The 12,191-nt window shown below is 66.9% G+C and carries 13 protein-coding genes; 10 read left to right on the top strand and 3 right to left on the bottom strand.

Features of this window, described 5'->3' with window-relative positions; genetic code table 11:
- Entirely contained in the window at positions 1–1,146 is a 1,146-nt protein-coding gene (locus AC6CH3_RS03740; RefSeq protein ID WP_498131180.1) for a D-alanine--D-alanine ligase family protein, read from the top strand.
- Positions 1,147–1,194: 48 nt separating this feature from the next.
- On the opposite strand, the gene AC6CH3_RS03735 is transcribed toward AC6CH3_RS03740, so the two are convergent.
- Positions 1,195–1,647 (bottom strand): DUF3515 family protein, encoded by a 453-nt coding sequence (locus AC6CH3_RS03735; protein ID WP_498131363.1) that lies wholly within the window; start codon positions 1,645–1,647, stop codon positions 1,195–1,197.
- Positions 1,648–1,854: 207 nt separating this feature from the next.
- Here AC6CH3_RS03735 and thiL point away from each other — a divergent pair, with 207 nt between their 5' ends.
- The 4 genes from thiL (at position 1,855) to rsmD (ending at position 6,855) form a co-directional block, all read left to right on the top strand.
- Positions 1,855–2,880, top strand: coding sequence for a thiamine-phosphate kinase (thiL, locus tag AC6CH3_RS03730; RefSeq protein ID WP_498131179.1), 1,026 nt, complete (start codon positions 1,855–1,857; stop codon positions 2,878–2,880).
- 22 nt (positions 2,881–2,902) lie between these two features.
- Positions 2,903–3,925: a DAK2 domain-containing protein gene (locus tag AC6CH3_RS03725; RefSeq protein ID WP_498131362.1), complete on the top strand. Its 1,023-nt coding sequence runs from the start codon at positions 2,903–2,905 to the stop codon at positions 3,923–3,925.
- The gene (locus AC6CH3_RS03720; protein ID WP_498131361.1) at positions 3,925–6,186 is read left to right on the top strand and encodes an ATP-dependent DNA helicase RecG; all 2,262 of its coding nucleotides are present in this window, start codon (positions 3,925–3,927) and stop codon (positions 6,184–6,186) included. The genes AC6CH3_RS03725 and AC6CH3_RS03720 overlap by 1 nt, the downstream gene beginning before the upstream one ends.
- Positions 6,187–6,249: 63 nt before the next feature.
- The gene (gene rsmD / locus AC6CH3_RS03715) at positions 6,250–6,855 is read left to right on the top strand and encodes a 16S rRNA (guanine(966)-N(2))-methyltransferase RsmD (RefSeq protein ID WP_498131178.1); all 606 of its coding nucleotides are present in this window, start codon (positions 6,250–6,252) and stop codon (positions 6,853–6,855) included.
- Positions 6,856–6,871: 16 nt separating this feature from the next.
- Here the strand turns inward: rsmD and AC6CH3_RS03710 are convergent, their stop codons facing one another.
- Together AC6CH3_RS03710 and AC6CH3_RS03705 are read right to left on the bottom strand one after the other, a co-directional pair.
- Positions 6,872–7,657, bottom strand: a complete 786-nt coding sequence (locus AC6CH3_RS03710; RefSeq protein WP_498131177.1) for a spermidine synthase — start codon at positions 7,655–7,657, stop codon at positions 6,872–6,874.
- Between the two features lie 2 nt (positions 7,658–7,659).
- Positions 7,660–8,868: an aminotransferase class I/II-fold pyridoxal phosphate-dependent enzyme gene (locus AC6CH3_RS03705; protein ID WP_498131176.1), complete on the bottom strand. Its 1,209-nt coding sequence runs from the start codon at positions 8,866–8,868 to the stop codon at positions 7,660–7,662.
- 92 nt (positions 8,869–8,960) lie between these two features.
- Between AC6CH3_RS03705 and coaD the strand changes: the two genes are divergently transcribed.
- From coaD to mutM, 5 genes are all read left to right on the top strand, one after another.
- Positions 8,961–9,461 carry a pantetheine-phosphate adenylyltransferase gene (coaD, locus tag AC6CH3_RS03700; protein WP_400581554.1) on the top strand — a complete coding sequence of 167 codons (501 nt, stop codon included), beginning with the start codon at positions 8,961–8,963 and terminating at the stop codon, positions 9,459–9,461.
- A gap of 184 nt (positions 9,462–9,645) precedes the next feature.
- Positions 9,646–10,170, top strand: coding sequence for a YceD family protein (locus tag AC6CH3_RS03695; protein ID WP_498131175.1), 525 nt, complete (start codon positions 9,646–9,648; stop codon positions 10,168–10,170).
- A gap of 36 nt (positions 10,171–10,206) precedes the next feature.
- Complete coding sequence (gene rpmF / locus AC6CH3_RS03690) at positions 10,207–10,410, top strand: 50S ribosomal protein L32 (protein WP_009356569.1); 204 nt, start codon at positions 10,207–10,209, stop codon at positions 10,408–10,410.
- A gap of 21 nt (positions 10,411–10,431) precedes the next feature.
- Complete coding sequence (rnc, locus tag AC6CH3_RS03685) at positions 10,432–11,157, top strand: ribonuclease III (protein WP_498131174.1); 726 nt, start codon at positions 10,432–10,434, stop codon at positions 11,155–11,157.
- Positions 11,158–11,164: 7 nt separating this feature from the next.
- On the top strand, positions 11,165–12,121 hold the full coding sequence (gene mutM, locus AC6CH3_RS03680; RefSeq protein ID WP_498131173.1) for a bifunctional DNA-formamidopyrimidine glycosylase/DNA-(apurinic or apyrimidinic site) lyase: 957 nt from the start codon (positions 11,165–11,167) through the stop codon (positions 12,119–12,121).
- Positions 12,122–12,191 lie beyond the last annotated feature (70 nt).

Genomic DNA, 12,191 nt, shown 5'->3' with positions numbered 1-12,191 from the left:
GTGTCGGAAGAAAACTTGACCGCAGCGGACAACGCCACGACGCGCAAGCCCCGCGTTGCGGTGCTCTTTGGTGGCCGTTCCAGCGAACACGCTGTCAGCTGCGTCACCGCAGCCGGCGTGCTGGGAGCGATCGACCGCAACAAATACGACGTCATTCCCATCGGAATCGCCAAGTCCGGCCAGTGGGTCCTCGCCGCCGGGGACACGGGGCAGTGGTCGCTCGCATCCTCCTCGCTGCCCGAGGTGGCGCCGTCGGACCAGACGGTGACGCTGGCCCAAATCGGCGGGGAGCACCAGCTCATCGTGGCGTCGCCCAACGAGGTTCCCCGGGAACTCGGGACGGTGGACGTGGTCTTCCCCCTGCTTCACGGACCGTTCGGTGAGGACGGAACTATCCAGGGACTCCTGGAGCTTTCGGACACCCGCTACGTCGGCGCCGGAGTGCTGGCATCGGCCGTAGGCATGGACAAGCACTTCATGAAGGTGGTCTTCGAGGCCGCCGGCCTGCGCGTGGGCCCCTACATCGCCGTGACGGACCGGCAGTGGCGCGTCGATTCCGAATCTGTCCGCAAGCGCGTGGATCTTCTCGGCTACCCCGTGTTCGTCAAGCCAGCCCGTGCCGGTTCGTCCATGGGCATCTCCAAGGTGGATTCGCTGGATGACCTTGATGCCGCGATCGAAGCCGCCCGCGAACATGACCCCAAGCTCGTCATCGAGGCGGGCATCGTCGGCAGGGAAATCGAGTGTGCCGTGCTGGAGGGCCGTGGCTCCGACGCGCCCCGGACCTCCCTGCCTGGGGAGATTACAGTGGCGGCCGGCGACCACCAGTTCTACGACTTCGACGCCAAGTACGTTGATGACGCTGCGGCACTCAGCTGCCCGGCCGACATGCCTGAGGAAGCCATAACGAGGGTCCGCGAACTCGCGGCGGTGGCGTTCGACGCCGTCGGAGCAGAAGGCCTGAGCCGGGTTGATTTCTTCTACACCCCGGACGGTGCGGTCATCATCAATGAGATCAACACCATGCCAGGGTTTACGCCGAAGAGCATGTATCCGCAGATGTGGGCGGCCTCCGGCCTGAGCTATCCGGACCTGATCGACGAACTGATCCACCTGGCACTCACGCGCAAGACCGGACTCCGCTAGCCGCCCGGGCTCGCTAGGCGCCGGGACCCGCTGCCGGCCTGCCGTACCCTATTTGCTCGCCGGCAGGTCCTGCAGGTCCTCCTGGCCCACGCAGTTGCGGCTCGCTTTGATCTTCGCGGCCGCCGCCGAGAGATCGGCGAGCACGGTAGCTGAGCTGATCTTGTCCGGGTCCATCAGGATCTCCGTTGCCGGCTCGCGCCCGAACGTGGTCAGCGTCCACACGGGATTGCCCTCCTTGATGACCCAGTCCACGTCGTTGACACTGACGCAGCGGTCGGTGGTGGGCCCGGGGACGTTGACGCCACAGCGCAGGATGACCCGGGACGGATCGCCCCACGCGGCCGTCGCCTGGCTGTTGGTTTTCCGGAGGCGGTGTTCGCCGATGGCGTCCGGGAGCGCCACCATCATGGGGGCACAGCCCGGGTCCGCCGCATCCGCGGCGGGGGCAACATCGACGGCGGGGGCGCATCCGCCCAGGGCGAGCCCGGCTGCTGCCGCCATCGCGAGGACGGCCAAGGTGCGCGGCCTTCCGGCCGGTCCGCGGAGCCAAAGGCTGCGAGCTGATCTGTTTCCAGCAGGTTCACGGACGGCGCAGGGGCAGTGCATGGGTTAACCCTATCCCGGCGCCGCCGCAGGAATTGCCTGAATCCAACCGGACGCCGGTGTCCGGCAGGAAACAATGTCCGCCCGCCGCGGTAGCGTAGTGGCGTGCCCCAAACACCACTGACTGTCGCAGAACTGTCCGAAGCCGAGCTGCTCACGCGGATCTTTCCGCGGCTGGAGTTGGGCGCGGCACACAGCGCTGCTGTTCTCCTCGGGCCCGGCGATGATGCCGCGGTCGTCGCTGCTCCGGACGGTCGGACGGTCGTGAGCATCGATACCCAGGTGCAGGACCAGGATTTCCGGCTCCAGTGGAACAACGGCTACCGGACCACAGGCTATGACGTGGGCTGGAAGGCGGCTGCCCAGAACCTCAGCGACATCAATGCCATGGGCGCTACGGCAACCTCACTGGTAGTGAGTCTGACCATGCCGGCGGCCACTCCCGTGGACTGGGTCGAGGACCTGGCGGACGGACTGGCCGCCGCCATTGGGAAGCTCGGTGCCGGATCGTGCTCCGTCGCCGGCGGAGATTTGGGCCGCGGGGGCGAGCTCTCTGTGACGGTGGCGGTCCTCGGCACCCTCAGCGGCGGGCGGCCGGTGCTCCGCTCCGGGGCGTCCGCCGGCGACACCTTGGCCATTGCAGGGAACGCCGGCCGGGCCGCGGCCGGGCTTGCCCTCCTGGAGTCGCAGCACCCGGTGGAGTCGCTGAGCCCGGAGTTGAGGCACCTCCTGGACCTTCAATGCCGCCCCGAGCCGCCCCTTGAGGCCGGCCCCTTGGCCCGGCTCTCTGGGGCCACCTCCATGATGGACATCTCCGATGGCCTTGTGCGGGACGGCACCAGGCTGGCCATCGCGGGCAGCGTGGTCCTGGATCTCGATCCCGGGAAGCTGAAGCTGCTGACGGCGCCGCTGGAGACCGCCGCCGCCCTGCTCGGCGCCGATCCGCTGGCCTGGGTGCTGGGCGGCGGCGAGGACCACGGTCTGCTTGCCACATTCCCTGCACACGTTCAGCTGCCGCCCGGCTTCTCTGGGATAGGCTCAGTACAGACCCGCGGCACGAATGAAGCCGCGGGCGTAAAGATCGCGGGACGGCCCGCAGACTCCGTGGGATGGGATCACTTTGCAGACTAAGATTGCCGCCAACGCGCTAGCGATGAAGCGGTGGTTGGGCAAGGCAGAGACGGCCCTGGGGAACCACAGCGACCGCCTCAATGCCATCAACATCTTCCCGGTGCCAGACGGCGATACCGGCACCAACCTTTACCTGACCATCCGGGCGGCCACCCGTTCCCTGCAGGAAACCGCGCCGGGCGAAGATTCGCTCCAGAACGACGTCGGCGCCGTGCTTGCCAAGGCAGGCCAGGCCGCCATGGAACAGGCCCGGGGAAACTCGGGCACGCTTTTCTCGGTTTTCCTGTGCGCCGCCGCCGAGCCCCTGTCCGGACACACCCGGCTCACTGCCACGCTGCTGGCCGCTGCGCTGAACCGGGCACAAATCCGCGCCTGGTCGGCTCTCAGCGATCCCGTTCCCGGCACCATGCTCTCCGTCATGGAGGCCGCGGCACGGGCAGCGGCCGCGGTTGACGCCACGCAGAACGGAAATGACAGCAACCAGGCCCTGGGCCTGGTGCTGGATGCCGCCGTGGAGGCGGCCCTCGACGCCGTCATCCGCACAGAAGCGCAGCTGGACGCCCTGCAGGCCGCCCACGTCGTGGACGCCGGCGGCGTCGGGATGCTCCTGATCCTCGATTGCCTGCGGTCGGCGGTGCTCGGCGGGGAACTCCAGAACGAACTGCTGGACGGACTGCACGGCTACGATGTGCAGGATCCCCACATCCATGCCGACCTGCCGGTCGACGACGGCGTGGAGGTCATGTGCACCGTCAGCCTGTCGCCGCTGGACGCCGCCACGCTCAGGCAACGCCTCGATGAACTCGGCGATTCGGTGATCCTGAGCCAGGTGGAGCGATCCCCGGATGCGGAAGGGCGGTACCGCTGGCGCGTCCACGCGCACGTGCTGGATTCCGAGCCGGCCCTCAGGATGATCCGTTCCCTCGGGGAGCCCACTGACGTGTCAGTCAGCGAGCTCGCCCTGCCGCGGGACCCCGAACCGCTGGCTGCCGATACCCGGAGTCTTGATGCCGGGAGCCTCGATGCCCGGAGCCTTGATGGATGATGAACACCGAGCTTGAACTGGGCTTGGAGCGCCGGATCGGCAAGCGCTCCGCCGCCGTCGTCGAAAAACACTTGGGCATCACCACGGTGGGCGGACTGCTCAACTACTTTCCGCGCCGATACCTGAGCCGGGGCGAGCTCACACCGATCAGCGAGGTGCCCCTTGACGAAGAAGTGACGCTGATCGCACGGGTCGTCTCCAACAGTACCCGGCAGATGCGCGCCAGGCGCGGCTCCCTGACCGACGTCGTGATTTCCGACGACGCCGGCACCCCGCGCCGGCAAGGACCGGGAAACCCCGGCTCCGGGATTCCCGGAACGATGAAGGTCAGCTTCTTCAACGGCTACCGCGCCAGGGCCGAGCTGCAGCCCGGCCGCCGGGCCATGTTCTCCGGCAAGGTCACCCGCTACGGCGGAACCCTGGGGCTGACCAACCCGGATTTCCTGCTGCTCGATGAAGACCCGGACACTCCCGGCATGGACCCCGAAAAGCTTGCGGCGATGCCCATCCCCGTCTATCCGGCCACCGCCAAGCTCACCAGCTGGTCCATCCAAAAGGTCATCTCCACGCTGCTGGACACTGTGGACCTCGGGGCTCTGGCGGACCCGCTGCCAGCCGGCATTTCCGCCCGTGAAAAGTTCCTGCCCATGCCCGAGGCGTACCGCCTGATCCATGCTCCGGAGACGCCCGGGGACTGGCGCCGGGCACGCGACCGGTTCCGGTACCAGGAGGCCCTGGTGCTGCAGTCCGCCCTGGCGCGCCGGCGCGCCCAGCTGGCCGCCGAGGAAGCAACGGCGCGGAGGCCGGTGCCGGACGGGCTGCTGGCTGCCTTTGACCGCCAGCTTCCGTTCACCCTGACCGCCGGCCAGTCCGCCGTAGGCAAGACCCTCGCCGCCGAGCTGTCCCAGGGCGGCCCCATGAACAGGCTCCTGCAGGGGGAGGTCGGCTCCGGCAAGACGATCGTGGCGCTCCGGGCCATGCTCCAGGTGGTGGACGCCGGGGGACAGGCCGCACTGTTGGCGCCCACGGAAGTCCTGGCCGCGCAGCACTTTGAATCCATCCGGAGGACACTCGGGCCGCTCGCCGCCGACGGGCTGCTGGGCGGCCTGGGCGGCAAGGCTGTCCAGGTCAGCCTGCTCACCGGCTCCATGCCCACCGCCGCGCGCAAGCAGGCATTGCTCGACGCCGCGTCCGGCACCGCCGGCATTGTCATCGGCACCCACGCCCTGCTCAGCGACAACGTCTCCTTCTACGACCTCGGCCTCATTGTGGTGGACGAGCAGCACCGTTTCGGCGTGGAACAGCGCGATGCCCTCAGGGCGAAGGCGAGCAAGCCCCCGCACCTTCTGGTCATGACCGCCACGCCCATTCCCCGGACCGTGGCCATGACGGTGTTCGGGGACCTCGAAACCTCCGTGCTCGACGAACTGCCGGCGGGCAGGGCACCGATCACCACCCATGTCGTGGGCCTGGCGGAGAACCCGGGCTGGGCCTCGCGGATCTGGTCCCGGTCCAGGGAAGAGATCGACGCCGGGCATCAGGTCTACGTCGTGTGCCCGAAGATCGGAACGGACGACGACGGCGACTTCAGTCCCGGCGAAGCGGAACCAGGCCCCGGGGAACTGGAGGACGACGCCGCCGGGCGGGAGCTCGCCTCGGTGACGGCCGTCGTCGAGCATCTCCGCGAGGAACCGGCATTGGCCGGCGTGCCCCTGGCGCCCCTGCACGGGCGCCAGGATCCGCCCGTGAAATCAGAAACCATGGCGTCGTTCACCGCCAACGAAACGAAGCTCTTGGTGTCCACGACGGTGATCGAGGTGGGCGTGGACGTGCACAATGCCACCCTGATGGTCATCCTGGATGCGGACCGTTTCGGGATATCGCAGCTCCACCAGCTGCGGGGCCGCGTGGGCCGCGGGGGCCTCCCGGGCACCTGCCTGCTGGTCACCGCCCTGGAGCCGGGGCATCCGAGCCGCCGCAGGCTGGACGCCGTGGCGGCGACCACCGACGGCTTCGAACTGTCCCAAGAGGACCTGAAGCTGCGGCGCGAGGGCGACATCCTGGGTGCCTCCCAATCCGGTGGCAGGTCCACGCTGAGGCTCCTCAGGGTGCTCGAGCACGAGGACATCATCGCCCGGGCCCGGCAGGATGCCCAGGAGATCGTGGGCCGTGACCCGTCACTCGGGGACCACCCTGCCCTGGCCGAGGCCATCGACGACTACCTGAACCCCGAGAAGGAGGCGTTCCTTGAACGCGGCTAGCACCAGGGATGCGCTGGGAACCGAAGCAACCGCACTCCCGGCAGAAGAATCGGGGCCGGCAGCATGAGCCGGATCGTCGCAGGGGCTGCGGGAGGAACGCCGCTGGTCAGCGTGCCGGGCTCGATGACCCGGCCCACCACCGACCGTGTCAAGGAAGCGCTCTTTTCCCGGCTGGACGCCTTCGACGTCCTGGCCGGTGCGCGCGTGCTCGACCTGTACGCCGGCTCCGGATCGCTGGGCGTGGAGAGCGCCAGCAGGGGAGCGCAGGCCGTTGACCTGGTGGAGTTCGACGCCAGGGCCAGCTCGGTCTGCCAGCGGAACGCGGACATGATCAACACCGTGCTGGGCCGGAAGGCAGTCACCGTGCACCGCTCGCGGGTGGAGTCGTTCCTTGAGCGGACGGACGGAGACATCCAGTGGGACGTCGCTTTCCTGGACCCGCCGTACCCCTTGGACGAACCCGCCCTGGCCGCCGTCCTGGAGAAACTGGGCCGGCACCTGGCGCCCGGAGCCGTGGTGGTGGTGGAGCGGTCGTCCAGGTCACCGGAGCCGTCCTGGCCCGCAGTCCTGGAACGGTTTGCGGAAAAGAAGTACGGCGAGACGCGGCTGTGGTTTGCCGAGCCGCCCAGCGATCAGGAAGTGGATGTTGACCAGGCGGCGGAGGACTGAGCTCTTCCAAATCGCCTCAGCCTGAGAACGGGTCCAGTTCCACCCCGGCCAGCACCGTGGCCGGATGCGGCCCTCGGGCCGTCAGGGCTGCGGTCCATTCCGCCGGCCAGGGCTTCTGGGTGCCCGCCAGGATGATGTTCCCGGGATACCGGCCCGTGAACATGCCGGACTCCGCGACGGCGGCGACGTCTGTCATGGCACGCCGCAGTGCGGCGACCTGGCTGCGGACCAGGGTGAGGCCCGGTTCGTCACCGACATTCACAATCAGTACGCCCCGTTCGGACAGCAGCGCCGCCGCTTCCTCGTAGAACTCCTTGCAGGCGATATGCTCCGGAGCGTCGGGGCCCGAGAAGATGTCCAGGATCACGACGTCGAAGCGCAGTTCGGCGGGAAGCTCCGCCAGTGCTGCGCGGGCGTCGCCGATGACGGTGTGCAGCCGGGTGCCGTCGGGCAGCGGAAGCTGCTCGAGCACGAAGTCCAGCAGCTCCCGTTCCAGTTCCACTGCGTACTGCAGGGATCCGGGGCGGGTCGCCTGGATGTACCGGACGAGGGTCAACGCACCGGCTCCCAGATGCAGGGCGGTGACAGGCTCGCCCCAGGGGGCGGCAAGATCGACGACGTGACCGATCCTGCGCAGGTACTCATAGAAGATGTCCCCTGGGTCGGCCAGATCGACATGCGACTGTTCCGCTCCGCCGATCTTGAGCACGAAGCCGCCGTCGGTGTACGTGTCGGGTTCGATGACGGCGTGCTGGCCCGTGGTCCGCAGGTAGCGGGACACCGGTGCCGGGCCGTCCACCATTATCAGAGCCTGTCCCGCAGTGTCGCCAGCCGGGCAGCCGCTTCCTCAAGCACTTCGGTCTTTTTGCAGAAGGCGAACCGCAGCAGGCTCCTGGTCCGCTCGGCGCCTTCCGGGTGGCAGAACACCGGAACCGGGATGGCTGCCACGCCCACGAGGGCAGGCAGCCGGCGGGCGAGTTCCACGGAATCGCTGATGCCCAGCGGAGAGGTGTCGACGTTCACGAAGTAGGTGCCTTTCGGCGTGAACACGTCCAGGCCCGCCGCCCTGAGCCCATCGCTCAGGATGTCGCGCTTCTTGCCCAGTGTGGCTGCGATGTCATCGTAGAAGGAGTCCGGCAGCGCCAGCCCGGCGGCAATGGCGCTCTGGAAGGGCGTGCCGGAACTGTACGTCAGGAACTGCTTCACGGTCCGGATCGCGGAAACCAGGTGCTCCGGACCGCTCAGCCAGCCGATCTTCCACCCCGTGAAGGAGAAGGTCTTTCCTGCCGAGGAAATTGTGACCGTCCGTTCGGCGGCACCGGGCAGTGTGGCAACCGGGACGTGGCGCACGCCGAACGTCAGGTGCTCGTAGACCTCGTCCGTGATGATGAGGGCGCCGTGCTGCCGCGCAAGGTCAACCACACGCTGGAGTACTTCCGCCGGGAAGACGGCTCCGGTGGGGTTGTGCGGGTTGTTGATGACTACGGCCTTCGTGCGGCTGCTGAAGGCGTCTTCAAGGGCAGCGGGATCGGGCATGAAGTCCGGGGCAAGCAGCGGCGCCGTGACGTGGGTGGCTCCGGACAGGCCGATGATCGCGCCGTAGGAGTCGTAGAACGGCTCAAAGGTCAGGACTTCGTCGCCCGGGCCAACCAGTGCCATCAATGAAGCGGCGATCGCTTCGGTGGCGCCCGTGGTGACAATGATTTCGGTATCGGGGTCCGGATTCAGCCCGTAGAAACGCTGCTGGTGTGCCACGACGGCCTGCCGGAGTTCGGGGATGCCCTTGCCGGGCGCGTATTGGTTCGAACCCCGCGCGATGGCCGCCTGGGCCGCGGCCTTGATCTCGGCGGGACCGTCCTCATCAGGGAATCCCTGGCCGAGGTTGATTGCCCCGGTCCGGACAGCCAACGTGGTCATCTCCTCGAAGATCGTGACGCCGAGGGTGCCGTCGGACGCCAGGAGGTTGGCCCCGGTGGCAGCGCGCTGCCAAGGCGCCGGAAGTGTCTCTGTCATTGCCGTCCTGCCTGTCCGTTCAGCCCGTTTTCCCACGCGGCCGATGCATCAAATCATGGTATCCCGGCTGGCAGATACGGTAGGTTCGGAGCATGAGACGCGCCGTATGCCCAGGCTCCTTCGACCCCATCCACAATGGACACCTCGAGGTCATCGCCCGAGCCGCGAGCCTCTTCGACGAAGTGATCGTGGCGGTGTCCACCAACTACGCCAAAAAGTACCGCTTTCCCCTGGAAGACCGGATCGAGATGGCCAAGGAGACGCTTGCGTCCCTGCGCGGCATCGTCGTGGAACCGGTCGGCGAGGGCCTCCTTGCCGAATACTGCCGCCAGCGGGGCGTCTCCGCCATCGTCAAGGGCCTGCGATCGTCGTCGGACTTCGACTACGAACTTCCCATGGCCACGATGAACCGCCAGCTGAGCGGCGTGGAAACGGTGTTCCTGCCGGCCGAGTCGCACTACCTGCACCTCTCCTCGACATTGATCAAGGAAGTGTTCACGCTCGGCGGCAATGTGTCGGAGTTTGTCCCGAGGTCCGTCCTGAAACGGCTTCTAGCGGGCGCGCCTGCCTCGGGCCAGCCGTCAAGAGGGTAGGCTTGAGCGGTACATTCCGGCTTCCGTCCGTTGTGCGGCGCCTTCCGGCACTGTCACGCCGGCCGGGGTAATTCCGTCTGCAGGGCCGGCACCCGGTTTGAGTCCTTCGCGGACTTCAGGCTAAGATAATACGTCGGTCATATGTTCAACAGGAGTTCTCATTAAGCGAGATGCTAGTTCGCCCTTGATGCTTGATGTCAAGGACCTCGGACGCAGTCCGGGGAGCATGCGTACACTGACGGAACATGTACCCGCGCCAGGTGATCTTGGCGTGGCGCTCATTGGCGTTCAGGAAGGCTCGGACATCGAGCTGGACCTGAGGCTCGAGGCCGTACACGAAGGAATTCTGGTATCAGGAACCGCAGTCGCCGAAGTAACCGGCGAGTGTGGCCGATGCCTGGATCCCCTTGCGTATGACCTTGAAGTCAATGTGCAAGAACTTTTCTTCTACGAGGGCGCCTTGCCTTCCGACGAAGAAGACGATGAAGAGCAACGTCGAGTCGAGCACGATCTGATCGATCTTGAGCCGGTGTTGCGGGACGCGGTTGTAACCATGCTGCCGTTCCAGCCGGTATGCCGGGAAGACTGCCAGGGCCTGTGTTCCGAATGTGGGGCACGCCTGGAAGACGAGCCGGGGCACCACCACGAGATCGTAGATCCTCGCTGGGCTGCCCTGGCTGATCTGGCTAAGCCTGACCGGCAAAATTGATTTGTAAGTGTTTTTCTAGAGAGAAATGAGTTAGCCGTGGCTGTTCCCAAGCGGAAAATGTCTCGCTCGAATACCCGCGCCCGCCGCTCCCAGTGGAAGGCGACTGCCCCCCACCTGGTGAAGACCGTCGAGAACGGCCAGGTTACTTACAGCCTGCCGCACCAGGCAAAGGTCGTTACCGACTCGGCTGGCACTGCGCTGTTCCTTGAGTACAAGGGCCGCAAGGTCGCGGACGTCTAATCGGCCCACAGGCTGAAAAGGATGTCTTCAACTGAAGAGCTTCTGAAGCGTCTCGGTGTCTCCATTGACGCCGGGACGCTTCGTCTTGCTCTGACACACCGTTCCTACGCCTACGAAAACGGCGGCATACCCACCAACGAACGGCTTGAGTTCCTGGGCGACTCCATTTTGGGGTTCTCAGTGACGGACGCGCTGTACCGCGATAACCCGACCCTTCCCGAGGGCGACCTCGCCAAGCGGCGCTCGGCCGTGGTCAGCACGCGGGCACTCGCGGGCATCGGACGCAGCCTGGGCATTGGTGACTACATCTACCTTGGGCAGGGCGAGAAGCTCACCGAGGGCAAGAACAAAGCCTCGATCCTGGCGGACACCATGGAGGCGCTCATTGGCGCCACCTACGTCTCCAACGACATCGAGACCGCCCGGCAGCTGGTCATGCGTCTGATCGGTCCGCTCCTGAAGGACGCCGCCGCCCTTGGGGCCGGCACCGACTGGAAGACCAGCATCCAGGAGCTGGCTGCGGGGCGTCAGCTCGGGAGCATCTACTACGCCGTGGAGGGCTCCGGGCCGGACCACGCGCGGACGTTCATCGCGGAGCTGCAGATTGGCGGCAAGCCCTGCGGCACGGGCACCGGGCATTCCAAGAAGGAAGCGGAGCAGGAAGCTGCGGCCGACGCATGGCGGAGACTTTCAGGCACAGCCACGGGACCGGCGGACCCGTCTCCGGAATCCGCCGCCGGCGCCTAGGTGACCGGTGCCTGAACTTCCCGAAGTGGAGGTGGTCCGCCGCGGCCTGGTCAACTGGGTTCTCGGCAGGACCATCACCGGCGTTGACGTGGTGGATCCACGGTCTGTGCGGCGCCACGCCCTCGGGCCCGAAGACTTCGCCGGAAACCTTGAAGGCGCCACGGTCCTGGACATCGTGCGCCGCGGGAAATTCCTGTGGATGCCGCTGCAGGACGCCGGCGCTGTTTCCGAGGCCGCTGACCGCCCGAAGGTGGCGCTGATGGCCCATCTCGGCATGAGCGGCCAACTCCTGATGCAGGACAGTACTGTGCCGGACGAGAAGCACCTCAAGGTCCGCCTTCACCTGAGCCCGCGGGACGGCATGCCCGGGCAGCTCCGCTTCGTCGACCAGCGGATATTCGGGGGCCTGTTCGTCACGTCGCTCGTTCCCACGGACGACGCCGGCCCGGGAGGGCTGGCCGAAAAGCCGCTGCCCCTGATCGCTGAGGAGGCGTCGCACATCGCGCGCGACCCCCTGGACCCGCACTTCTCGTTTGGGGACTTTTACCGCCGGCTGCGCAGCCGCAAGACCGGCCTGAAAAGGGCCCTCCTCGATCAAGGGCTGGTGTCCGGAATCGGCAACATCTACGCGGACGAGGCCCTCTGGCGGGCGAAACTCCATTACGCCCGCCCCACCGATACCCTGCGGCGGACAGAGGCCGAGCGCGTGCTCACCGCGGCCAGGGAGGTCATGCTTGACGCCCTTGCCGCAGGCGGGACGAGTTTCGACTCCCTGTATGTGAACGTCAACGGTGCGTCCGGCTACTTCAGCCGTTCCCTGGACGCCTACGGCCGCGAAGGGGAGCAGTGCCGACGCTGTGCCTCATCCGGCATCGTGAGCCGCATGCGGCGCGACATGTTCATGAACCGCTCCTCCTATACCTGCCCCGTGTGCCAGCCGCGACCCCGAAACGGCCGCTGGTGACCGTTGTCTCTGTGGCCGGAACGCCGTAAATCCGCGGATTCCCGGCCCCGTGGCAGTAGATTTAGGGCAG

The organism is Arthrobacter sp. GQ119 (assembly GCF_059759125.1).
This window is presented reverse-complemented; position numbering and strand designations above follow the sequence as displayed.